This is a genomic window from Chitinophaga deserti (assembly GCF_003149455.1).
Lineage (GTDB): Bacteria > Bacteroidota > Bacteroidia > Chitinophagales > Chitinophagaceae > Chitinophaga > Chitinophaga deserti.
Window position 1 is genome coordinate 237,050 of the sequence record NZ_QFFK01000003.1, and the last position, 23,154, is coordinate 260,203.

The window sequence follows — 23,154 nt, forward strand, 5'->3', positions numbered from 1 at the left end:
TATGCACTGGTTCCTAGTTTTGAGGAAACTTCATGACCATGTTGCTTGTGGAAAAGAAAGCCTCCTTTCTCTTACAAATGCTGATAGCCGGGCTGCTGGCAGCCTCGCTGTGCATGCTCGCTTTTACAGTTTACCATACCGGAGCGCCAGGCGGGCCGGCTGCATTACTGGCGCTGGCCGCGGTGATCATTTCTGCCGTGTTACTGCTGCTACCGCTGCAATCGCGACAAACGCCTCCTTCTCCCCAGCCGGGTGCGGAAGTAGCGGAACTGCGGGAGCAGGCGCTGCAGGCAGAGCTGCGGGCACTGAAGGCACAGATACAGCCCCACTTCCTGTTCAACGCACTGAATCATGTAAATGCCAGCATCCCCGCTGAGCAGGAAAGCGCCCGCGAACTGATCGCACAACTGGCAGACACCTTCCGGTATGCACTGGATGCTACCCGGGCAGACCTGGTGCCTCTTGGCAAAGAGCTCTCCTTCCTCCGGGATTACCTCCAGATCGAACAACACCGCTTCTCTTCGCGGTTGAAAATACAGATAGACGCTCCTGAATCCGTACACGCCTGCCGCATCCCGCCCATGCTGCTGCAGCCTATCGTGGAAAATGCCGTAAAGCACGGTATAGGCCCCTGTATAGAAGGCGGCTCGGTTACCATCCGCTGCGCTAAAGTGAGGAACAAACTGCGCTTTACCGTGAGCGATAACGGGGCAGGTTACGACGGAGCGCTGGAACAAATCATGAACGGCTCCGGCGTTGGACTCCGCAATACCGCCCTGCGGCTGGAGAAACTTTATAACGAACCGCTGCATGTGGAACGCAACCCCGGCGGCGGACTTGTATTCATGTTTGATATCCCCTTAAACCCCTGATTCGGTTAAACGGAAATCAGTGATCACAGCGACCGTCCGGCACCTTCCGGACGGTCGTTCTTTTTGGTATTGCCTTCAAAAGGTTACTTTTATGAAATGACTATCGGGAAATACCATCCGTCTGCCCAACTCGCTCCTTTCATCCGGGAATACCTGGTGATTGAAAGCGATGCGGAGATCGTTAACCAGACGATCCCCGATACGGCATTGGTACTTTCCTTCCGTTTTCGCGGGCGCATCCTCCTGAACGATGGCATAGAGTTTTCCGAACTGCCGGATACTGTGATTGGCGGCCTGCGTAAAAGCGCACGCAGCTTCCGGTACGAAAAAGGTACGGGTAACCTGCTGGCTATTTGCCGGGAGGGAGCCATATCTGCCTTTACCCGTATGCCTGCCCATGAGATTTTCGGGCTGAGCATTGGCACGGAAAACCTCTTCCCTGACCATGACCTCCGCCAGTTGATGGAAAGGCTGCAGGAGGCTACCAGTCATACCCAGCGCATTGCCTTACTGGAAGCGTTCCTTATCGGTCAGATGACGGATACCCGGCAGGATGAACTGGTGCTCTCTGCCACAGCAGCCATCCGCAGGGAAAACGGGCAATTGCGCATGAAAGAACTGGCCGGCAGTCTTCACATCAGCCAGGATGCATTTGAAAAACGATTCCGTTCCCTCATAGGGGCCAGTCCCAAGCAATACGCCGCCATTGTAAGACTCCGCAACCTGGTACGCCGGCATAGCGATGCCACCTCTCTTACACAGGCCGCATATGATGCGGGATACTTCGACCAGTCGCATTTCATCCGCGACTTCCGGCAATTTACCGGGCAAACGCCCCGTGCTTTCTTCAGCGGCACCCGCCGTTGGTAAATCAATGATTTTTTACAATTCCCCCTTAGGCGGCGCCAGTAGCTTTGTGAAAAATTCAAGGCTATGAAACAGATATTACCCGCTACCAGTCTGGCCCTTGCGATGTTCCTCGAAACAACACAAGCCTCTGCACAGCAGTCCCATCCATCCTCCCATCAAAAAACCACCAACAGCACTCACATGAGCACCGCACAACAAAACAAGACCATCATCCGCCGGTTATTCGAAGAAGTCATCAACCAGCGCAGGTTCAAGGAATTACCCGCATACATCTCTGACAGCTACACCGGTCCATCCGGGCTGAAAGGAGCAGCAGGCTTCGAAGCACCCATCGCCCCGCTTATCCATGCCTTCCCTGACATTCAATGGCAACTGCAGGAAGTGATGGCGGAAGGAGACCAGGTAGTGGTGAAATGGCAATGGAAAGGCACGCAGCAGGCAGCTTACACATACATACCCGCCACGGGTAACACCATCACCAGCGATGCCATGGCTATTTATACATTGAAAGACGGAAAGGTGGTGAAAGGCCAGCTGCAAAACGACCGGCTGGGCTTCCTGCAGGCACTGGGACAATTACCACAGGATATTGCGACTATATCCGGGAAGCACATTGCAGGAGGTATTTCCTATATGAGCCAGCTCACTGTACCTGCTGCGGCAAAGCCTGCTTTTCTGCAACGCATGCACATTAGCCGTAGCCTGCTCCGCAACCAGCCGGGCTTTATTGAAGATGCAGTGTATGTAAAAGAAAATGATAAAGGAGAAAGCGTGTTTATTACGATTGTGCGCTGGCAGAACGAAGCGGCCCTGCAATCGGCAAAAGCTGCAGTGCAGCAGGCGAATGAAAAAGAAGGTTTTGATCTGGCGGCCTTCCGTCAGCAGCTGGGTATCCGTTCAGAACCGGGTGTGTTTGAAAAACTGGCAGCAGAATAAAAATCCTAAGATGCCATAGAAGCGGAAATTGATTAATTTTCAGGGTTATGGAACAGGATTATTATACCGACCGGACGTTTGACCGGCAAGACTATACCAGCACACCGCTGCCTGCTGTGGAATATGAGCAATGCACATTTCAGAACTGTGACTTTTCGGGGAGCAGCCTTATCAACGCGGTATTTATCGACTGTGTATTTTCCGGCTGCAATATGAGTCTCACCACGATTAAAGGCACTGCATTCCGCGGTGTAAAGTTCCAGGATTGTAAATTGCTGGGCCTCCGGTTCGACGAATGTAATTCCTTCAACCTCTCCTTTACCTTCGAACGCTGCACGCTGAACAATACTTCCTTCTTTGGCCTGAAGATTAAGAAAACCGTTTTCTCTCATTGCCTGGTACGGGAGGCAGATTTTACAAATGCGGATCTTACCGCTTCCTTCTTCACACATTGTGATCTGCTGAATACCACTTTCGGCAACACTATTTTGGAGCAGGCGGATTTCAGGACGGCGGAGCATTACCTCATTGATCCGGAAAGGAATAAGATTAAGAAAGCGAAGTTTATGCTACCCGGGGTACTGGGGCTGCTGGCGAAATACAATATCCAGATAACATAAAAAAAAGCAGTCTGATGAAGACTGCTTTTTTGTTTTATTACCATTCCGTGATTTACTGATCGTTCTTCACATCGTACAGGATAACGAATTCCACGCGCCTGTTACGGGCCTTTCCTTCATCTGTATCATTGGTTGCGATGGGATGGCGTGCGCCGAGGCCCCAGGTAAAGATGCGGTTATCCGCTACACTGTTTTCCACGAGTAATTGCTTGCCGCTCTTAGCCCGCTTTTCCGACAGTTCGTTATTAAACTGGTCGGCCCCGGTATTATCGGTGTACCCGGTAACGAGGATCTTTGTTTTGTCGTACTTGTTCAATACCCCGGCAAAGCGCCCGAAGGTGGGGCGTACTTCGTCCTTCAACTGGTCGGACCCGGTAGCGAAAAGTACATGATGGGGGAAGATGACCTTCACACTGTCCTGGATGATGGAGACTTCTGCCTCATTCAAAGCGCCTTTCAGCTCTTTGTATTGTTTCTTCATGTAAGCATGTGTTCCGCCTGATTTCTTAGATGCAGAGCAGGAGGTTAACAGGGCCACTGCTGCAACGAGCAGGGCGCTTCGGAGATTAACTGCTGGTAAAGTCATTTGCTTGCGATTTGGGCACAAATTTATGTAAATCCCCAATAATCAATGTGTTATGACAATAAACAGCAATATGATAACCGAATTACATAGGTTATTTCTTCAGTGACAGATCTTCCCGGGCGGCCCATGCGGCAATGTCCTGCTTACTGAGTGCGGCAGCCATGAGGTCGGGGAACTTATCGGGGCTGCAGGCGAAAACGGGTATGCCGAGGTTGGAGAGAAACTGTGCGTTGCCGTGATCGTACGAGGGGGCGCCATCATCGTTCAGTGCCAGCAGCACTACTACCTGTACCCCGGCAGCGGTAAGCTCAACTGCCCTTTTACGCATTTCGGCCTCATTACCGCCCTCGTAGAGGTCCGTAATGAGTACCAGCACGGTATCCATAGGGCGGGTAATGATCTGCCGGCAATAGGTGAGCGCGGCATTGATATCGGTGCCACCACCCAGCTGCACCCCAAAGAGGAGTTCTACGGGGTCAGTGAGTTCTTCGGTAAGGTCGGCCACGGCGGTATCGAAAACGACCATTTTGGTCTTAATAGCGGGGATAGAAGCCATTACCGACCCGAATATGCCGGAGTACACCACCGAGGTGCCCATGGAGCCGCTTTGGTCGATACAAAGCACCACATCCTTGAGGGAGTTCCTTCTCCGACCATATCCTACTTTCACTTCGGGGATAATGGTATTGTAATCGGGCTGGTAATGCCGGAGATTTTTACGGATGGTCATATCCCAGTTGATCTCATTGTGCCGGGGGCGGAAGTTGCGCACGCTGCGGTTGAGACTGCCGGTAACGGCCTGTTGCATGGGGTTCTGCAGTTTGCGCATCAGTTCATCCACCACTTTACGCACTACCTGGCGGGCGGTATCCTTCGTTTTGTCGGGGATCACCCGGCTGAGGGTCATGAGGGTGGCTACGAGGTGAACGTCGGGCGTTACGTTTTCCAGCATTTCCTTTTCGAAAAGCATCTGGGTGAGGTTGAGGCGCTTCAGTGCGTCCTGCTGCATCACCTGCACTACGGAGTTGGGGAAGAAGGTGCGTATATCGCCCAGCCAGCGGCTTACGTTCGGTGATGAGGGGCCGAGGCCGCCGCTGCGCTCACTGTCATAGAGGGCTTCCAGTGTACGGTCCATTTGCAGCTCCTTACCTTCGAGCGATGTGCCCGTACCGTCATTTTCCCCGCCGCCCAGTATCAGGCGCCATTTGCGGATGTTGAATTCGTTGTTCATGCGTATCCCAATAAGTTCATTACCACCGGCAGGCTTTGTGCCGCGCGGTGCGAATCGAATGCGTGTTCCTGAATGGATGGAGCGGAAACCATTCCGCTATCACCCTGTTTTACTTTCTCTCCCAGCTTCCTCCTTTCCGAATGGGTGAAGTGCGCGAAGGTTCTGCGCAGCAGGGGCAATACCTGTGTAAAGCTGGATTCGTCCAGCGTGGCTACCCAACCGTTCACCACATTCCATAGCTGAGGATCGAGCAGTAAGAGGGTACCGCTGCCTTTGAGGAACCCTTCCAGCCACGCGGCTGCAATGGCAGGCTCCGTTGCCTGAGACATGGAGAAGTTGAAGGCTTTCACCAGCCCCTCTCCCGTCAGCAACTGGTAATCGGCCAGCAGGCGGGTACTGTAGCCTGCTATAACGGGGGCGGTTTGTCCGCCGTTAGCAACCGTATGCAGCATCTCCTGCCATTCGGCAGTGGAATCGGGATGCTGCAGGAGGTTCACCGCATCATTCATCCGGTACAATAATTCCAGCAGCTGCTGTGCAGCATCATCCGCCACGGCGTTACAGGCATTGGGGAGACTGATACATATACGGGTGATCATACCGGTAGCAATACCCGTTACCATGGCGCTGTCTGTATTCCGCACGTTGCCGTAGCGGCTTACGTTCACCAGTGGCGGTATTACTTCCATGAGCTGCATTACATCGCTGCTGGCGGCAGACAGGTTGTTGAGCAGCTGGATGAGCTTTTCCACTGCAGCGGGTAACTCCGCCGGAATGGTATCCGACAACAGCTGGCTCACGGTTTTCAGGGAACCTGAATGTACGGCCTGGTCTACCACAAAGTTGGAAGCTGCTTCGGCAACGGTGTTGCCCCATACGCCTTTCTCGATCACTTCTATGGTAAACGAGGGATCCCACTGGAGGCGCCATTGTTCTTTGAAGGTACCTCTGCCTCCCACTTCGCTCCTTCTGCCCCATTCTAACTGCAGCAGCAGCAGGCGGTGCAGGAAAACGCTGCGTTCGAGATCGTTCTCCTTGCGGAGGTCGAGCAGGTAATCTTTCCAGTCGGCGGAAGCGGGCAGGCGGAGTTTCTTCTGAAACTTCTCGATGTCTACCTGCAGTGGTGGCTTGGGTATTTCGGAAGGTACCTGTCCCATTTTAACGCCTACAATCAGCTTGCTGGCAATGAGCTGCATCATAACACTTTCGCCGGTGCAGAGTACACTGATGGTGGCTTCGTTCAGTTCTTCCAGCCCTGCTTTAGGTAAGCCGCGCAGGGCTGCCAGTGATTCTGCAAGGCGAACGGCTTCTATGATGTGGGCTACGGAAGTATCCATACTGTTTTCCCGGAAAAGCCGGGCTACGTTGGCCATCCAGCGGGAGCCATCATCGTTGGGATGATGCCATACATGTTCATACCATCCGGGCGATTGTATCCCGGCACCATATCCGCTTTTGTAGCTGAGGCGGTCGTAGCTCCAGGGTGCCCAGGTGCATTCCACCTTCACTTTGGGCAGGCCTTTCAGCAGCTCGTTATCCCCTTTCTGCGGAGGCATATCCATCAGTGCAGGCGCATGCCAGGCGCCGCATATAACGGCTATTTCCGTGTACATTTCCCGCTCTGCCTGGCGGATTACTTTCCGCATGTAAGCTTCACGCAGCAGCTCTTCCCGGTCGTGCTGCGAAGGGGATACTTCCCTGCAGGCCTGCATGGCTTCACCGATGGCGGTGAAAACGCCTTCGTTATCGAGGCGGTGTTCAAACATATGCTCCCACCACTTATCGCTGTGGCCGAATCCGGCAGCGACGGCCATTTCATCCATGGGGTGCATCTTCCTTTCCGTTACTTCCACTTCTTCCACCACCGCATTTTCTACCGGCGCAACATCTGCTCCTGCTTCCTTTGCTGCCGCTTCGTTTTCTATGGCGAAGTGATGCGACAGCGGGAGGTCCATAAACCTTACGGGGATGTTGTGCTGCTTTGCATATTGAATGGCCTGCCATTCGGGAGAAAACTCCGCGAAGGGATAGAACACCGATTTCTTAATATCATCGGCCTGATAGGCCAGTATGGCTACAGGTGGCTTCAGTTCCGCATGATTGGCCCATTGCAGGATCGCATCTGCTTCCGGAGGACCTTCCACCAGCACTATATCGGGCTTTAGCTTTTCGAGGAATGCTTTCACACTCCTGGCAGATCCCGGGCCGTGGTGGCGTATGCCTAAAACGTGTATCGACATAAAGGCAATGTTTTAAACCAGGTCTCTACAGGCCCTGTAAATATCTTTCCATTCGCTCCGGGGCTTCACTACGGTTTCCAGGTACTCCTGCCAAACGAGTTTATCCTGCACGGGATCTTTGATCACCGCACCGAGGATGCCTGCGGCAAGGTCTGCGGCTTTGAGTTGTCCGTCGCCGAAGTAACCAGCCATGGCAAGACCGTTGTTCACTACAGAGATGGCTTCTGCCGTACTGAGCGTTCCGGATGGTGCCTTGATTTTGGTTTTACCATCGAGCGTTACGCCTGAGCGTAGTTCCCGGAAGATGGTCACGATACGGCGGATCTCTTCTATGGCGGGCTTTTCAGCAGGCAGTTCCATTACCTTACCATAGCTTTCCACCCGGCGCTTCACGATATCGATCTCTTCATCCATGCTATCGGGTACAGGAAGGATGACGGTATTGAAGCGGCGCTTTAACGCACTGGAGAGGTCGTTCACCCCTTTATCGCGGTTATTGGCGGTAGCAATTACATTGAAGCCTTTCGAGGCCTGTACTTCGGTATTCAGTTCCGGAACAGGGAGTGTTTTTTCGGAGAGGATGGTGATGAGGGTATCCTGCACATCGGCGCCGATGCGCGTCAGCTCTTCGATACGGACGATCTGCCCTTCCTTCATGGCGCGCATCACGGGTGTTTCCACGAGCGCCCTTTCACTGGGACCTTCAGAAAGCAGCCGGGCATAGTTCCAGCCATAGCGGATAGATTCTTCGCTGGTACCTGCGGTGCCCTGAATGATCAGGGTACTGTTACCACTGATGGCGGCAGACAGGTGCTCGCTTACCCAGCTTTTAGCGGTGCCGGGCAGTCCATAGAGCAGCAGGGCGCGATCGGTAGTAAGGGTGGCCACGGCAATTTCCATGAGGCGGCGGCTGCCGATATATTTGGGAGTGATCTCAAATCCGTTTTTGAGTGTGCCGCCTATCAGGTAAGTGACAACGGCCTGTGGTGTTAACTTCCAGTTGGAGGGGCGTTTGCCGCCATCCTGTTTCTGCAGTTCTTCCAGTTCCTGTGCAAAGAGCTGTTCTGCATGGCTGCGTAAAATCGCTGACATAAGTTGGGTATTATTAGTGGTTTATGGATTGAAATGCCTGAATGGTTTGTCCTTTAAGGGAAAGCAGCTGGAGGATGTGCCCCGCCATTTCCGTCCAGCCGCGTTTGCTGTAATCATCGTCCGGAGAAAAAGAATCCAGTTCACCGGCGATTTTTAATGGCAGCAGATGGATGAATTTATTGTAGAAGCCGCGGTTGTAGTGGTAATGATTGTTGGCCACATACTTCATGAAAGAGCGTGTGATATCCATGCCCCAGTCTTCCTGCTGGTTTTCTGTAAGGAAGCGGATGATACCGTCGGGCATGATGTCGAAGAATTTCACCATGTACCTTTCGCGCAGGTCCTGCGGCAACAGTGGCAGGATATCGTGAAAATACCGTTTATCATCTTTCGTAAAAAGCGGCGCCCAGTCTTCGTTCCCGAAGCGGTAAGCGGCCATGCCCATGGCGGAGAGCAGCTTCTCTCCCGTTTTATTTTTCAGGAAGAGGTCGAAGATAACCGCAGGCTCTTCCTGTAAATGCGCTTCCCAAAAATGCGGGGGAATATATTCTGCCAGCTGATATATCACCATACCATCGGCCGACAGATAATTCTTGTCTACACTGGTATTTCTTTCAATACCGGTTTTGAAGATCTGTTCATCGAAAGCATCCGGTTCTTTTATCTGCAGTACTTTCTTAGACGACAGGCCCAGCATGGTTTTCTCCGTTACGATGCTCACGCAGTGCCGGATGGTGTTCCAATACAGCTGTACTACTGACGACATGGGGATCCTTTTCAGCAGCTTCAAAGCTTCCTCTTTCACCTTCTGGCTCTTTTCCTGCAGGAGGCTTTCCAGCCAGGGGAGGTTGGTTTCGAAAAATGCAGCGGGGAGGTCTTTCAGAAGTTCTGTACGGGTGGCGGCATTCTCTTTCGGCCAGGTATCTTTCAGCCATGCCACGGCCTTTTCGGGATCCGTATGGCCTGCTCTCAGCAATGCCTGTTTACGTTGCTGCGGAGAACCGGTTTCCCATAACTCATCATCCGTAAGGCCGGAGGTAAACTGCCAGTCTTCATTAAACCGTGCCAGCCACTTACCGCGATGCCCAAGGCAAGCGTCGATAGCAGGGCGCAGGGCTTTCTGCTGCATGGCGGTATTGAGTAAAACCGGCAATACTTCAGGCCGGGCAAGAAGTTGCTTTTCCGCGCACAGCTTCAGCCAGAGGGAAAGCAGGCCGGTGCTTTCGTAAAGCAGGATATCTTTCAGCGCCTGATGTGCGATGGGGCTGCAGTAAGCGCTTTCTTCCGGAGGCGCGGGTGTAATAACCGGCGCGGAATGTGTGGCAGGTAAAACACCGCTCTGCCGGTAATTAAAAGCCAGTGCTGCCGATTGGAGGAATTGCTCCTCCCGGTCGATGGCGGGGTTGCTTTGTGTGATGGAAACAGTTTCCTGTAGTTCCGGCGCCATGTCTGCCGGTTTCAGCTGCCGCTTTTCCGTTCCGAGCTGGGCGGTTTGTATGATGTTATTCCAGGAAGGCATGGGGTTAGTTTGTAAGGTGAAAGTATTGGCCGCCGCTCCAAACGCCCATGGGTTCGTATACATGCTCCCTGCCCAGTACGGCCATATCCAGCGGCTGACCGCCACTGATGGAGAGTAAAGTATAGAGCTGTTTGAAATTGTTTTTAATGCGCACGATGTGGCTGTCCTGATCGCAGAGCCACCACTGCCCATCCTGCTGAACAGGCTTCACCTGCTGCACAATAAAAGGGCGCTCTGCATCAAAGGGCAGTTCCCTGTAAATGGCGGCAGAAGCGGCGGATACTTCCTGCCAGCCGCTGCAGGGTGTATATGGTTCCTGCACGCGGGTAGAATGCTGTTCGCGGATGATGGCACGCAGGGGTTGTGCTGATGGGTAAAACACCAGCGTAGCCTGTATGTGCATACCCGGACTGATGGAAAAGGCCAGTCCCTGCCCGCGCACGCTGAACTGTAATACCAGTGCATAGCGTTTAGACTGCGTACCATAGAGCCAGTTGCGCTCTGTGAGCAGACTGTCTTCTTCAATGGTTTGCTTTCCCAGCACGATCCAGGTGTCTGTGATGCCGGGTTGCGCTTTCAGTTCTTCCTGGCTTTGTGTGAAGCCGGTCCAGCTGCGTACATCTTCCAGCAATGGGGCGGGCAGCCCTTCCCGGTTACGGAATCCTGATATAACGAGGTATATGCGTGACAGCTGGTCCATGAACTGGCTTTGCCAACCTTCGCGGTAGAAGTTTAAAGAACCGAGGGTGCGTACCATGCCTGCCAGTCCGGGAGACTTGGCATCTATCATCCTGCGGGCCATGTCCGCGAAGTAAGCCGGATCTTTTTCGGGGATATTAAGGATACCGTTTCGCACGATGTCTTTCATCCAGCGGAGCAGTTCCTCCATTCCGTCTTCCACGCTTTGCTCGCGGGCTTCTTTTCTTTTAGCCTGTGCTGCTTCATCCACGGGTTTGGCGGCAGTTTCTGCTTTCTTTTCTTCCCGTTTAGAGCGTTTATCAATCCATTCTGCTACCCATGCCGGGGCGGTGTTATCCGTGAAAGAAGCGGCCTGACGGGCATGCAGGAGCATGAGGCCGATGCCGTGCTTACAGGGGAATTTACGGCTGGGACAGGAGCATTTGAAAGCGATGGAGGCAACATCTACCTGGGTCTGGTAGGGTTTGCTGCCACTGCCCTGGCATTCGCCCCAGAGGGCTAGTTCGTTGATACCTTTGCTTACCCATTTGGCAGGATTGGCGAGGTCTTTACCCGACTTCCGGGAAGATTCGTCGGGTGCAAGGGAAAGTATCTGGTCTTCTGTTAGTTGCAAGGGATTCTATTTGAAAAGTTGGCTATAGACAAACAAAAAAATACTACGCAAAATAGGTAAAAAAGCAATACCTCCACACTTCGTCAGCATCATTACATATACGTTTATTAGTATTGATTTTGAATGATTTGCAATGTTGTTACGGTAACATGGTGTAAAAGTAGCAACGGTATGCGCAGGGTATCTGCGCAGGCTGTAACTTTTATGTTATAAAAATAAATCTGTCTGAAAGCTTGACTCTTACCTTACGTCATACCCTACATTTGCTGAGAACGGTATAAATCCAAACGATGAACAATTATTCTGTAAAGAAGCTGTCCAGATTAGCGGGGGTAAGTGTGCGCACCTTACATCTGTACGATGAACTGGGATTGCTGAAGCCATCCGTCCGTACCGAGGCCAGGTACAGGCTGTATGGCGATAAGGAGCTGTTGCGGCTGCAGCAGATCCTGTTTTACAGGGAGCTCGACTTTCCGCTGAAAGACATTCTTGCCATTCTGGAAGATCCTGCATTTGACCTGCAGCAGGCATTGGAAGGGCACAGGAAAGCGCTGTTGGCGAAAAGGGAGCGGATAGACACATTGGTTGGTACCATTGACAAAACATTGGTAACACTCAAAAACAACACTATGTTACAGGTAGAAGATTTATACGAAGGCATACCCAACGATAAGATGGAAGCCTACCGTGCCGAGGCCATGGCCAAATGGGGGAAAGACACCATCCTTTCCGCCGAAGAAACCCTCCGCAGCTTCAGTAAAGAAGAGATGCGCGATTTACAAACGGAGCTAAGCAACATCAACACCCGGCTCACCGTAATGATGAACACAGACCCAACAAGCGCACCCGTTCAGGAATGCATTGCCCGGCGGTTTAAGATCATACTGCAGCTGAGCGGCGGTAAAATAGAAATGGGTAAACTGGAGTACTTCCGGAAGCTGGGAGAACTCTATGTGCAGGACAACCGCTACACACCGGTAGATGGCATGCCCAGCCTGGAGCTGGCGCAGTTTATGAAAGCCGCGATGGATCATTACATTGAAACACAGGGAGAATAAACCCGCTACAGCCATGGGCAATTATGCTCATGGCTGTTTTACATCTTCACTTCCTGTATAGTACCATCTGCATTAAAATAAAGTTCATCCAAACACACCGACCGCCGGTGGCTGCCACCTCCCGGAAGGTTTCCGTTGTGGAAGAAAAACAACATCCTCCCCTCATACTCCAATGTAGCCGGACGATTGGTTTCACTATTATCCGCCGGCCCACACACAAAGCCTTTAAACTCCCAGGGACCATGAATATCCCGGCTCATGGCATATCCTATTTGCTCCGGAGTGCCGTGGCCATACAGGAGATAATACCAGTCATTTTGCTTAAACAGATGGCTCCCCTCCATAAAATGCGGCAGGCTAATAGTGGAGATATCACTTGCCAGCCCTGTAAAATCATTCTTCAATTCTGCAAAGTAGCACACCTGGTGGCCCCAGCAGATGTATGATCTGCCATCATCATCAATAAGCACTGTAGGGTCGAGGTTGGCCTTCTCACCCGGCTTACCGGGTAACATATCCCCTGTAATAAGTGCATGGCCTAAAGCGTCGTGGTATGGCCCTTCCGGCTGCAGAGCTTTTGCCACGCCTATGGCTTTACCGGGAATGTGTTGATGGGTAACGGCCACAAACCAGTAAAACCAATCGTCTTTGAAAACAACTTTGGAAGCATACGCATCACCGGAAGCCCAGGTAAAATCCGTGGCTTTCAGTGGTGAGGGATACTCCTGCCAGTCTGTAAGATTGGAGGAAGAAAAGCAAAGCCAGTCATGCATTACGTAATCGTCTACCCCGGGAGGTGGTTCATCGTGGCCGGTGAAGAGGAACACTTTGTTCTGGTGAACTATTGCTGTTGGGTCGGCGGTGAATTTATGCCGGATGATGGGTGTTGCAGACATGGGTTTTCCGTTTAAGGGGATCGCTGCAAGTATTGTGCCTTCCGCCCGATTATTTTACTTTTGCTGCATGAAAGAACAAATCAGCACATTGCTCGACAAACTAAAATCCAATACCCTCACCTTCAAAGAGGTGATTGAATTCATAGAAACGCATTACCAGCATCAGCCTACTGCTTTTAAAAACGGGGCTGCTGTGAATGAGGCTAACCAGAATCAGGGGAGTGCCAAAGTATTTGCTTTCGCACAGCTGAACAACCTCAGCAAGGAAGATACCCTGTACCTGTTTGCGGAACATTATCAATCTGTATTACAAACTCCCGATGCTGCAGATCATCAGAACATCCGGCAGTTCATGGCCAATGGCTGGGACGGGATCGTTTTTGAAGGAGCAGCTTTAGCCGCGAAATAACATAAAGGTATATATATAGCAAAGGCTGCGCATCGTGGATGCGCAGCCTTTGTAGTTTATGAAATTTACAGTCAGAGTTTAACGAACTCCACCCGCCTGTTCTTCGCTTTACCATCTGCAGAAGTATTCCCCGCAACGGGCTGGCTCTCTCCTTTCCCGTCGGTCTGAATCCGGGAGCCTGCTACTGCATAGTTCTCCGTGATATACATCTTAACCGCTGCGGCACGCTTTTGTGAAAGGCTCAGGTTTTCTGCATCTCCCCCATCACTGTCTGTATGCCCGATGATCTTTATTCTAAGTGCGGGATTGGCTACCAGGGCGTCGCCGAACTGTTTGATCACATCGTAGGATGCCGGTTTGATGGTTTCGCTGTTTACATCGAAAAGGATATCGGTGGTGGTGGTTTTACCATCTTCCATCAATTGTTTGATAAGCAGGCTTCTGGCATCGGTGCTGCCGGAAGCGATGCGCACATTGCCTACTATCATGGGCAGTTCAGATGCGGGGATGACGTAACCATTATTGAGGAAAAAGTTATTCCGCATAGGATCTGTCAGTGCCCGGGGGAGGTCTACGATCTTGGTCTGATCCAGGTATACCCTTACGCGGGTTTTATTGATCGCCATGCTTACGCGGAGTACTTTATTGACATAATTACCAAGGGGGAAGTCGTTTTTGTTGCCTACGGCATCCTTCAGGCCGTATTCCACCTCTTTGCCGTGTTTCTCGTTATAACGGCGGATGGTGGTGTAGAATTTATCCTTGTAGTAGAGGTCTTCCCGGAGGATGTCTTTCACCGGGGTGAGGCCGAAATCGATAAAAGGCGCCCTTTTCTCGCCTTCATCGAGGAGTAACAGATCGAACTCGATGGTGCAGTTTTCGGGGAGGGGGCCTTTCAGTACGGGGTTTACTACGGAGTTATGGGAAATCTCGAACCAATGGCCCGGGAACCCATTTACCGTGATGACCCTGCCGGTTCCGGTAGTGTTCCAGTTGGCGGGGAAGTCCATCAGGGCATCTTTCTCGAAATGGTCTTCGAAGATGACCTTGCTGCCGGGTACAAAGTCCAGGAAGCTGCTGCGCTGGCCTACTGTGATGCGCGGGGATGGTGAGGGAGATGATGATGCCTCAGCGGAAGCGGTTGCTTCACTCCCCTCCCGGGTACGGCCGCCACTGCGCTGCTTTTTCTCCTTTTTGGTGAGGGAGCTGTCTATCGACTGCTCTGCTTTATCCAGCCCTTTATCGATGGTACGATCGATTTTCTGATTGGCTTTTTGCCTGGCGCGGTCTTCGATTCTCTTGATGATATCCTGCCCCTGAAGGCTGTAGCAGGTAAAGAAGCAGGTGATCAGTAATAGTACTGCTTTCATGACATATGTTTTTTTGAGGTGGTGGCTATATATTGGGGCTATAATGCTGCTTACGGTTGATTCAATTGCCTTACGGAAATTATGCCAATGCGAATGGGGTATGTAGATATGGACAGATGCTGCTGATGCGAAGGTATGGCATTTTAGAGGTGCAGGCACGGGTATTAATACCCGAATTTTAACTGTTACAACATTCAAAGTATACATTTCAGAGACGCAAAACGCCCTTCTGATGGTACTTTTGCCTATTTCAACTACCAAAAGGATTTTATATTTTTAACTGGCATTTTCCTACTGACATACTGCTGTCATAACCCAGAAAGATCTTTGTCTTATCAAACCAAGTAACCATGAAACCTCTCGTACTTTTCCTAACTATTGCTATCAATGCTGTAATGGCAAACGCTCAACCCAAAAAACCGGACTATATGTTTAATGTGAAACCTTTCAAAATTGATGTACAGCAAGCTGTACTGGACGATCTCCAAGCCCGCCTCCGCCAGACCCGCTGGCCCGACGCTCCTGAAAACATCGGCTGGAATTACGGTACAGACCCCGTATACCTCAAAAGCCTCGTTACTTACTGGCAAAACGGGTACGACTGGCGTAAACAGGAAGCCGCCATTAACAAAATCCCACAGTTTACGGTGGAGATAGACGGCGTAAACATTCACTTCCAGCACATCAAAAGCAAAAGCCCCAATGCCAAACCCCTCCTGCTCATCCACGGATGGCCCGACAACTTCTTCCGTTTCCATAAGGTAATCCCCTTACTGACGGATGGCTACGACCTGGTGATACCTTCCATCCCCGGCTTTGGCTTCTCCGATCATGTTTCCAGCACAGACGACAAGTCGGCTAAAATCTTCGCAACCCTCATGAAAGACGTGCTGAACTACAAAACCTTCTTCGCCGCAGGCGGGGATGTGGGCCAGGGTATTGCCAAATCACTCGCCAACATATACCCTGAAAACGTGAAAGCCATTCACCTTTCAGACGTAGGCTACCCCGATGGCTCTGAAGACTGGAGCACCATGTCTAAAGCAGAACAGGAATTCGGGCAGTTCATCCAGGGATGGTGGTACAGGGAAGGCGCCTACGCCATGCTGCATTCCACCAAACCGCAAACACAGGCATACGGCCTGAACGATTCCCCCACAGGCCTCGCATCCTGGATCGTAGAGAAGTTCAACAGCTGGCGCACACCCGGCGGCACCATTGACGACCACTTTACCAAAGACGATCTGCTGACCAATATCATGATCTACTGGATCAGCCAGTCCATCAATTCCTCCATGCGCACCTACGCCGTAGACCATACCCAGCAGCTGGCATCTTCCAAAAAAGTAAACGTACCTACCGGAGTAGCCATTTTCCCCGGCGATGCCCCTACCCCGAAAGAATGGGCAGAAAGAAAAGTGAACCTGAAACGGTTTACCGTGATGGAGAAAGGAGGTCACTTTGCAGCATGGGAAGCACCTGATCTGTGGGCGAAGGAAGTGAGAGCGTTTTTTGAGAGTGATGCGGTGAAGTAAAAGTGAAACAGTAATATCAGTAATAAAATGGAAAGGGACTGGCCAAATGCATAGTTGGGTCAGTCCCTTTAAGCTCTTATCAGGCAATGTAATTTCCTCCGACAGCAATACAAACTCCTTTGGATGGGGTATCCTTAACTAACGGGAGCAGCTTCTCCAAATACTGGGATGTATCTGGAAAAATATTCCCGCAATGCTTCATCACATATATAGATGTATGTTCCCTTGATACCACGTAGCATCATAGTCTTGTAGATATTGATAATAAAGTTTTTTAACTGGTTGGGATCTTTAATTCCATGCTTCCCATTTTTGTCAAAATAGTGATCTTCCCTAACAATTATTTCTCCTTTCTCCTTATCATAACCTATTTCGTGGCCGAAAATAATACCCGCATAATTCAAATCACATCCCATTACAGTATGAATGCAGCCAACTTCGTTGATGGCATTCGGTGAATTGATCCAATTTTTAGTAGTGCTATTCCACTTCAACTTCAAAGAGCCTAACTCAATATCAAAATCTTTTGGAATAACATTCTTCCTTTTCTTGGATACCCATGGCCATGCAAAACCAGCCAACATTCTGGCTAGTTGTTCCTCCTCGTTTTTTATTCTGATTTGATCGAGCATTTGTTGCAAATCATGAAATACAATGAACTCATACTTCTTGAGCTTAATTTTTTCAGAACTACCGGAAAGTTCGGCTTGTAGCAAACTAGTAATGAACTTTATGTATTTCAGCCCTCCTTTTACTCTAAACTGAGAATAGAGGTATTCGGTTTTTGTCTTTGGCTGATTTTTGAGCATATCAAACACCTCCTGGGGTATGTCTGATGGCTTTATTGATTGGAACTCATCATAAAAAAGAATATTTTTATCCGATCTTGCCAGCACCCAATCCAGCTCATGATTCTTTTCCTTGTCAAAACCCAGCTTCTTAGAAACAGCATCGAAGTCTCCGATATAAGCACCCAGGTTCTTCCTTCTACGTAAGCGGTGAGCTTCGTCCACTAAAATAATATCATAATGATTTTTAGCCAGGTCATTGGGGCTTACTACCATTTCCTCTCTTAGCCCTGCGACATTTCTGAATATTTTTTGAACGGTTGTTCTGAAAGATTCCATGGCAATAACCAAAGCCATTCTGGGATTAGGGTATTTATCCCTTAGTTGGAGCACCAGTTCTACGATAAGTTGATCTTCAGGCCCGAAAATGCTGAAGTTAAAATCGTCTACTGGTGTATGCAGCAACTTAAACAAAAATACAGCAAGTACGGTTTTCCCTGAGCCGGCTCCACCTTCGATTACTATGCTATCGAAGTTATCATCAAGCAATGATCTGAGGATTAATATCAGGCTCTTCGTCTGGTCAGAGCTAAGAGTCTTATATGGTGAGTATTTGAAGAGATCGGAATTTGTTATTTCTTTTAAAGAATGCTTTGCCAGGCCAACAATTCGAAGCGTATCCCAAAGAGCACGAAAAATATTCGTGTATAACTCCTCTTTTTGGTAATAGCTATGATCCGCCAATCCGATGTTTGCATTTAGCAACTTATATTTCCCATCACCGGACATATACTTGATACAATTTGACTCGATATCAAGCGTAGCGGATTTATTGAACTTGTCACCGGAAATCAAAAGTGCTTCATGTAGCTTGCTTTTCTCGGGATGATTTAAGTGATTGGTAAATCTGGTAATGATATCAATAGTTTCACCAACATAAGCTGTAAGTTTCTTATTGCCTTTTTCTGTTAACATGTAAACGACAGGCCAGAAGTCCTCAGCAAAGTGATAATCACTTATCTTCCCGATAATCTCTTTGTCAAAGCTATGCTCACATATTGAATATTCGTTCTCATAATTCATAGGTCATCATATTTTCTGGCGCTGCCTTTTGCCTTATCAACAGGATACTTCAAAGCATTCTTTTGGATTTTCCCGGTAACTATATCATTAATATCAAAACCATATTTATCTGCCAATTGAAGCGCATATGTAAAGATATCCGCAAGCTCCTCCTTCACTTTCTCAGTGTCTGCCTCTTCCGCATTTTTCCAGAGGAATAACTCATTTAGTTCACCAGCTTCAATGCTTAATGCCAGGGCCAGATCCTTAGCATTATGAAACTGGCTCCAGTCCCGTTCCTGATTAAACTGCCTGATGAGTTGTATTAATGAATGCCAGTCGCCCATATATTTGACTTTAGTTAATGTAATTTAAGAAAGAATTTAGAATTAAGGGAATAGCCGTCTCAGAATAAGACAACTGTGATCCTCACAGCCAATCCATAAAAAAGGCAGCTCTGAACGAGCTGCCTTTTTCGTTATATCGATCACTTCCATGAGAAGAACATGATCTCTTCATCCGGTCTCTTCTTCTTCAACGTATCGTCCATATCACTCGTCCAGGTGTAGCCCTGCAGGGTGCTGTGATAAAAGATGACTTTGCCTGACATGATATCGTTCAGCAGGGCAGACATATTCTCCAATACGTGGGGGAAATCCCTCTCTGTGTAAGGGGTGAAATGGGTATGGCATCCGGAGTCTCCGTCGGGGGATTCCAGGCCGAGCGTGTATTCACTATTGTAGGTGCCTATCCATATGGAAAAGTGTCTGGAAGGGCTTTTTAATGAGCAATCCATAGAGCCATTCGCATGTTCGGTGGCATCCGTTAAAAATGCGGGATGATGGTCCTGCAGATATTTCCTGAGTACTGTTGATACAAGCACCTGATCCAGCATATTATTCATTTGCAGGTGCTAAATTAATCAAAAAGCCCCGAGGCAAAAAAAGGCGGCCTGCCGAAGCAAACCGCCCTATCATATGGACAATTTCTCGATTAGAAACGATATCCCACACTCAAACGGAAGTTCCTGCGGGCTTCCACGATGTAGGTGTAATAACCTGCGGCGTTGGCTGCGAGGGTGGCCTGTGTCAGCAGTCTGCGGTCGTCGAGCAGGTTGTTGATCACGAAGCCGATGTTGTATTTACCCAGCTGGTAGTTGAGGCCACCATCCACGCGGAAGTAGTTGGGGATGTTGGATACCCTGGTAGCGCCTACTGCACGCTCTGCCTGCCATTGGATGCCACCAGATACGCCGAAGCCTTTCAGGGCACCTTTCATCATACGGTAGTTTACCCATGCATTGGTGATGTGCTTGGCGGTATTAGGGGTGATGTTACCAACGGTCTTTTTAGATTCCTCGGTAATGGTGGGCGATTCTTTGGATATTTTAGAATCTGTGAGGGCGTAGTTAAGGGTTACGTTCAGACCGGGGGTGATTTCACCGTTAATGTCGATCTCCAGGCCTTTGGTGGTGGTTTCTCCCAGCTGGAGCATTACGGCTTGTCCGCGACTGTCAACCAAACCGGTGCTTGTTTTATCATTCACCCTTTTGATCTGGTAAACGGTAGCGGAGGTGCTGAGGCGGCCGTTGAACCAGTCGCGTTTAATACCGAATTCCATATCATTGCCTTTTACGGGATCAAATGCATTGCCGGAAGAGTCTACACCGGTAACGGGTACGAACGACTGATCGTACAGTACATACGCGCTGGTGTTTTTATCGATGGAATAGCTGAGACCTACGCGGGGAGAAAATACCTTGTCTGTTTTATCGGTTTTACGTTCGCGGCCGGTGGTCATTGCCTGTGTGAAGCGGCCGGCCACGGAGAGGCGCAGCGTATTGTTAAAGAAGCCCAGTTCATCCTGCAGATATACGGAAGCATAGCTTACAGAAGTAATATAGCCGGAGTTGGCGGCACGCTGCCTTACGCTCCTGCTGCGGTCCAGCTTAGGCATAGAATCGAAGGGGATACCATATTGGGGATTGTAGACATTAAAGATCACATCAGCGGGCTTCCTGGGATCTTCGAGATTCGGGAGCCTGATATCGTTTTTCAGGGTACGGAAGTCGCCCCAGAATTTTTTGATACCAAGGTCTACCCCACCGAGGATACGGTGGCGGATGCTGCCGGTATATTCTTCGCCGCTGAGGGAGAACTGGCCGAAACGGTTTTCACCGGCTTCATCGCCCTGGCTCACATAGCGCTTCATATCACCATTCATCTCGATGCTGGACAGCCACATGCTGCTGCCTTCCATGGCGAAGTTGAAATAAGCCACCTGTGCATGTGCTTTCCATTTGTCGCTGAACTCATGGTCGAAATAGAGGTATGCACTATGATCTTTCAGGGTGCTGGGTTCGAGGGCGGGGTCCTGGTAGAAGAAGTCGTTTTTGATATCCTCATCCAGCAGCTTTCTGCGGGAGAAAGTGTAGTTACCGTTACCGAGGTATTTGGATGCCTGATAGGTGTATTCCAGTGTTACGGATGTTTTTTCGTCGAGCAGGTATTTCACTACCGGAGCTATCACGTAACGGTTGTTGTAGTTGTACTTGGTGTGGAAGTCTTTTTGCTGACCGGCGAGGTTGAGCCTGTAGAGCCACTTACCGTCTTTGCTCAGTTTACCGTCGAAGTCGAGCGCTGCGCGGTAGGTGCTGAAGCTGCCCATGCTGAGGTTAACGGAGCTGCGGGTGTTACCGGTAGGTTTTTTGGTAACCACGTTATAGAAGCCGCCGGGTTCACCGGCTGCCAGCATGAAACCGGCGGGGCCTTTAACGAACTCGATACGGTCGATCATGGAAGCATCTTCTGCGGTGGGTCCCCAGCTCTGTTCGATGTTCATGCCGTTACGGAATGCGGGGATCTTGGAGCCGCGCATACGGATATTGGCATATTGGTTATCCCAATGGCCGGTGCGGGTAGCGCCGCTAACGTTGCGGGTGATGCCATCCACCACGTCAAACACCTGCTGATCGGCCAGTACGGTGGCAGATACTACCTGGATGTTCTGGGGAACTTCGAGGATGGGGGTTTGTAAACGGAGGGATCCGGAAACTTTGTCTACTTTATACTTATTCCTTTCACCGTTCACTACCACTTCCTGCAGTTCTGCATGGGTGGCTTCCAGTTCGATATTTACGGATAAGATCTCGTCTTCTTTGAGGTCTACTTCTTTCTCGACTTTGTTATAACCGATGAGGTACACCTGAACGGTGTAGCGGCCTGCATGCAGTTTCCTGAATACATACTCCCCTCTTTCGTTGGTCATACCGCCTCTGTTCTTCTCTTTGAGCTGTAGGGAAACAAAGCCGGCGGGTGAGCCGTCGTTAGTTACCACTTTCACTTTAATGGCGGATAAAGGTTCTACCCCCGCCATAACAGGTAAAGCGCAAACGATAGCGATGAAAGATGCTACCAGGAAGGCTATATTTTTAAATTTTATACGCATGGTCATGTATTAATGAAAAGTTAAAATCTGGCCGCAAAAGTAGCGCGGTGACTATCCATTCCTCCAATCGGATCGGGAAAACAGTTTACGCAATGCGGAAAAAAGAGGTGATGCATAAGGCAACGCCCTGACTACAATACATGTAGCTTCCAACAACAGCGCAGTTACAGTGCTGGTTAGAAGACAATTACTGGTTAATTACTCCGTAGTAACTGTGGGGTAACTAAATATTATATTTAGAGAGAACGTGGACTTGAAGCGAATGTGGGGAGGATCGTGTGCGAAGCCGGTGAAAAGGTGACAGGAAGCAGAAATAGTGAAGATAGCGTGCCTGTGATAAATGGCAATGGCTGGCGGAGGAAGTGCCTGCCGGGTAGATCTGGGGTTCGTATGTTTTGATAGTTAATGATTTATAACAAAATTTCGCTCTTATGGCGATATGCTATTCCCGCTGGATGAGTGGGAGCCCGCTTTGAGCAGGGACTGGCCTGCGTTCGGGGAGATGAGTTAGTTCCTGCAGGGGTTTAACTAAGGTACTAACTGCTTTCTTTGGCTCTTCTTCCACCACCGCTATAATATCAGCTGCATAACTCCTGCGGTTACCGATTGCATCCCCATCTTTAAACTGTTGTACCTGCACTACTACTACCAGCGTGCCTTTACCGGGAACGTTTACCTGCATATCTGCGCCTTCGAAGTACTGATTGCGTCCCTTCAGGGGGATGTTCAGTACGGCAGTATCAGAACCGGTGATGGTGCGGGTGTTAAAGTCGATGCGGGTTGCGATCACTTTGATCTCCATGTGTTCTGCTTTCGCGCAGGCCTTGAATTGCTGTGCTGGGATGTGCAGCTTCCCGTCTTTGGTGAATACGGGCCTTGCATTGATATGGGTATTGATACCTGTGTAGCCATTGAAGCGGAACTTAACCAATGCTGCATGGTTGTGCCTGCCAGCCTGTAGAATTAAACTGTTCAGGCGGTTTACGAGCGCATGATCGGTATGTACGTCCAGGTGCGGCTTAATAGCGTGGCGGATAAGGGCGCCCTTGCGGCTGGCCGCACCGAACCTTTTGGCAGCACGGCGGGTGTTTGCCGTTTGCCTTACTTTTTCCGGCACCGTCCGTAAACAGTGCTTGCCGTTGCGCTTGTAGGCAATGATATTGCCCAGCCTGCCGGTGAATGGAATGAGAGAATCTAAGATTGCCATAATAGCGATTTTTTGTTATCCCTAAAGTTACAAAAGCCGCTACGGAGCTGTGGCTGGGGCAATTGAAGGATATCTAATACCGCAAAATCCTGGATTGAAGAATG

General features: G+C 50.0%; 20 protein-coding genes. 7 read left to right on the plus strand and 13 right to left on the minus strand.

The genetic code is table 11. The annotated features are described in order from the left end of the window. Positions 1-32: 32 nt before the first annotated feature. The 4 genes from DEV76_RS08210 to DEV76_RS08225 all read left to right on the plus strand — a co-directional run bounded on the left by DEV76_RS08210 (position 33) and on the right by DEV76_RS08225 (position 3,298). Positions 33-872, plus strand: coding sequence for a sensor histidine kinase (locus DEV76_RS08210; protein ID WP_109697052.1), 840 nt, complete (start codon positions 33-35; stop codon positions 870-872). 96 nt (positions 873-968) lie between these two features. Next, positions 969-1,742, plus strand: coding sequence for an AraC family transcriptional regulator (locus DEV76_RS08215; RefSeq protein WP_109697054.1), 774 nt, complete (start codon positions 969-971; stop codon positions 1,740-1,742). 63 nt (positions 1,743-1,805) lie between these two features. Next, the gene (locus tag DEV76_RS08220) at positions 1,806-2,678 is read left to right on the plus strand and encodes an ester cyclase (protein WP_109697056.1); all 873 of its coding nucleotides are present in this window, start codon (positions 1,806-1,808) and stop codon (positions 2,676-2,678) included. A 47-nt stretch (positions 2,679-2,725) separates the two neighbouring features. Next, complete coding sequence (locus DEV76_RS08225) at positions 2,726-3,298, plus strand: pentapeptide repeat-containing protein (protein ID WP_109697058.1); 573 nt, start codon at positions 2,726-2,728, stop codon at positions 3,296-3,298. A gap of 52 nt (positions 3,299-3,350) precedes the next feature. On the opposite strand, the gene DEV76_RS08230 is transcribed toward DEV76_RS08225, so the two are convergent. From DEV76_RS08230 to DEV76_RS08255, 6 genes are all read right to left on the minus strand, one after another. Continuing rightward, positions 3,351-3,884 carry an OmpA family protein gene (locus tag DEV76_RS08230; RefSeq protein WP_109697060.1) on the minus strand — a complete coding sequence of 178 codons (534 nt, stop codon included), beginning with the start codon at positions 3,882-3,884 and terminating at the stop codon, positions 3,351-3,353. Positions 3,885-3,975: 91 nt separating this feature from the next. After that, positions 3,976-5,115, minus strand: a complete 1,140-nt coding sequence (locus DEV76_RS08235) for a VWA domain-containing protein (RefSeq protein ID WP_109697062.1) — start codon at positions 5,113-5,115, stop codon at positions 3,976-3,978. Then, positions 5,112-7,355 (minus strand): DUF5682 family protein, encoded by a 2,244-nt coding sequence (locus DEV76_RS08240; protein ID WP_109697064.1) that lies wholly within the window; start codon positions 7,353-7,355, stop codon positions 5,112-5,114. Before DEV76_RS08240 ends, DEV76_RS08235 begins: the two co-directional genes overlap by 4 nt. 12 nt (positions 7,356-7,367) lie before the next feature. Further along, positions 7,368-8,447 (minus strand): ATP-binding protein, encoded by a 1,080-nt coding sequence (locus DEV76_RS08245; protein WP_109697066.1) that lies wholly within the window; start codon positions 8,445-8,447, stop codon positions 7,368-7,370. A gap of 13 nt (positions 8,448-8,460) precedes the next feature. After that, entirely contained in the window at positions 8,461-9,966 is a 1,506-nt protein-coding gene (locus DEV76_RS08250; protein ID WP_109697068.1) for a DUF5691 domain-containing protein, read from the minus strand. 4 nt (positions 9,967-9,970) lie between these two features. After that, the gene (locus tag DEV76_RS08255; protein ID WP_109697070.1) at positions 9,971-11,278 is read right to left on the minus strand and encodes an SWIM zinc finger family protein; all 1,308 of its coding nucleotides are present in this window, start codon (positions 11,276-11,278) and stop codon (positions 9,971-9,973) included. Positions 11,279-11,568: 290 nt separating this feature from the next. Here DEV76_RS08255 and DEV76_RS08260 point away from each other — a divergent pair, with 290 nt between their 5' ends. Beyond that, positions 11,569-12,336: a MerR family transcriptional regulator gene (locus DEV76_RS08260; protein WP_109697072.1), complete on the plus strand. Its 768-nt coding sequence runs from the start codon at positions 11,569-11,571 to the stop codon at positions 12,334-12,336. 38 nt (positions 12,337-12,374) lie between these two features. On the opposite strand, the gene DEV76_RS08265 is transcribed toward DEV76_RS08260, so the two are convergent. Beyond that, positions 12,375-13,232 (minus strand): family 43 glycosylhydrolase, encoded by an 858-nt coding sequence (locus DEV76_RS08265; protein ID WP_109697074.1) that lies wholly within the window; start codon positions 13,230-13,232, stop codon positions 12,375-12,377. Positions 13,233-13,299: 67 nt separating this feature from the next. Between DEV76_RS08265 and DEV76_RS08270 the strand changes: the two genes are divergently transcribed. Beyond that, entirely contained in the window at positions 13,300-13,641 is a 342-nt protein-coding gene (locus tag DEV76_RS08270; protein WP_109697718.1) for a HopJ type III effector protein, read from the plus strand. A gap of 71 nt (positions 13,642-13,712) precedes the next feature. Here DEV76_RS08270 and DEV76_RS08275 read toward each other — a convergent pair whose 3' ends face one another. Continuing rightward, on the minus strand, positions 13,713-15,011 hold the full coding sequence (locus tag DEV76_RS08275; protein WP_157962784.1) for an OmpA family protein: 1,299 nt from the start codon (positions 15,009-15,011) through the stop codon (positions 13,713-13,715). A gap of 350 nt (positions 15,012-15,361) precedes the next feature. Here DEV76_RS08275 and DEV76_RS08280 point away from each other — a divergent pair, with 350 nt between their 5' ends. Next, complete coding sequence (locus tag DEV76_RS08280) at positions 15,362-16,546, plus strand: epoxide hydrolase family protein (RefSeq protein ID WP_232826908.1); 1,185 nt, start codon at positions 15,362-15,364, stop codon at positions 16,544-16,546. Positions 16,547-16,680: 134 nt separating this feature from the next. On the opposite strand, the gene DEV76_RS08285 is transcribed toward DEV76_RS08280, so the two are convergent. From DEV76_RS08285 to DEV76_RS08305, 5 genes are all read right to left on the minus strand, one after another. After that, complete coding sequence (locus DEV76_RS08285) at positions 16,681-18,417, minus strand: DUF2075 domain-containing protein (protein ID WP_109697079.1); 1,737 nt, start codon at positions 18,415-18,417, stop codon at positions 16,681-16,683. Beyond that, entirely contained in the window at positions 18,414-18,743 is a 330-nt protein-coding gene (locus tag DEV76_RS08290; RefSeq protein ID WP_109697081.1) for a nucleotide pyrophosphohydrolase, read from the minus strand. The genes DEV76_RS08285 and DEV76_RS08290 overlap by 4 nt, the downstream gene beginning before the upstream one ends. Positions 18,744-18,883: 140 nt before the next feature. Then, positions 18,884-19,300: a hypothetical protein gene (locus DEV76_RS08295; RefSeq protein WP_109697083.1), complete on the minus strand. Its 417-nt coding sequence runs from the start codon at positions 19,298-19,300 to the stop codon at positions 18,884-18,886. Between the two features lie 89 nt (positions 19,301-19,389). Continuing rightward, complete coding sequence (locus DEV76_RS08300; RefSeq protein WP_198651988.1) at positions 19,390-21,843, minus strand: TonB-dependent receptor; 2,454 nt, start codon at positions 21,841-21,843, stop codon at positions 19,390-19,392. A gap of 442 nt (positions 21,844-22,285) precedes the next feature. Then, positions 22,286-23,050: a hypothetical protein gene (locus DEV76_RS08305; protein ID WP_109697085.1), complete on the minus strand. Its 765-nt coding sequence runs from the start codon at positions 23,048-23,050 to the stop codon at positions 22,286-22,288. Between the last annotated feature and the right edge of the window lie 104 nt (positions 23,051-23,154).

Coding starts and splice junctions, on each gene's coding strand:
- DEV76_RS08260 (WP_109697072.1), top strand. CDS start 11,569: ATGAACAATTATTCTGTAAAGAAGCTGTCCAGATTAGCGGGGGTAAGT.
- DEV76_RS08280 (WP_232826908.1), top strand. CDS start 15,362: ATGAAACCTCTCGTACTTTTCCTAACTATTGCTATCAATGCTGTAATG.
- DEV76_RS08245 (WP_109697066.1), bottom strand. CDS start 8,447: ATGTCAGCGATTTTACGCAGCCATGCAGAACAGCTCTTTGCACAGGAA.
- DEV76_RS08305 (WP_109697085.1), bottom strand. CDS start 23,050: ATGGCAATCTTAGATTCTCTCATTCCATTCACCGGCAGGCTGGGCAAT.
- DEV76_RS08220 (WP_109697056.1), top strand. CDS start 1,806: ATGAAACAGATATTACCCGCTACCAGTCTGGCCCTTGCGATGTTCCTC.
- DEV76_RS08215 (WP_109697054.1), top strand. CDS start 969: ATGACTATCGGGAAATACCATCCGTCTGCCCAACTCGCTCCTTTCATC.
- DEV76_RS08275 (WP_157962784.1), bottom strand. CDS start 15,011: ATGAAAGCAGTACTATTACTGATCACCTGCTTCTTTACCTGCTACAGC.
- DEV76_RS08250 (WP_109697068.1), bottom strand. CDS start 9,966: ATGCCTTCCTGGAATAACATCATACAAACCGCCCAGCTCGGAACGGAA.
- DEV76_RS08265 (WP_109697074.1), bottom strand. CDS start 13,232: ATGTCTGCAACACCCATCATCCGGCATAAATTCACCGCCGACCCAACA.
- DEV76_RS08285 (WP_109697079.1), bottom strand. CDS start 18,417: ATGAATTATGAGAACGAATATTCAATATGTGAGCATAGCTTTGACAAA.
- DEV76_RS08235 (WP_109697062.1), bottom strand. CDS start 5,115: ATGAACAACGAATTCAACATCCGCAAATGGCGCCTGATACTGGGCGGC.
- DEV76_RS08290 (WP_109697081.1), bottom strand. CDS start 18,743: ATGGGCGACTGGCATTCATTAATACAACTCATCAGGCAGTTTAATCAG.
- DEV76_RS08300 (WP_198651988.1), bottom strand. CDS start 21,843: ATGCGTATAAAATTTAAAAATATAGCCTTCCTGGTAGCATCTTTCATC.
- DEV76_RS08230 (WP_109697060.1), bottom strand. CDS start 3,884: ATGACTTTACCAGCAGTTAATCTCCGAAGCGCCCTGCTCGTTGCAGCA.
- DEV76_RS08240 (WP_109697064.1), bottom strand. CDS start 7,355: ATGTCGATACACGTTTTAGGCATACGCCACCACGGCCCGGGATCTGCC.
- DEV76_RS08295 (WP_109697083.1), bottom strand. CDS start 19,300: ATGAATAATATGCTGGATCAGGTGCTTGTATCAACAGTACTCAGGAAA.
- DEV76_RS08225 (WP_109697058.1), top strand. CDS start 2,726: ATGGAACAGGATTATTATACCGACCGGACGTTTGACCGGCAAGACTAT.
- DEV76_RS08270 (WP_109697718.1), top strand. CDS start 13,300: ATGAAAGAACAAATCAGCACATTGCTCGACAAACTAAAATCCAATACC.
- DEV76_RS08210 (WP_109697052.1), top strand. CDS start 33: ATGACCATGTTGCTTGTGGAAAAGAAAGCCTCCTTTCTCTTACAAATG.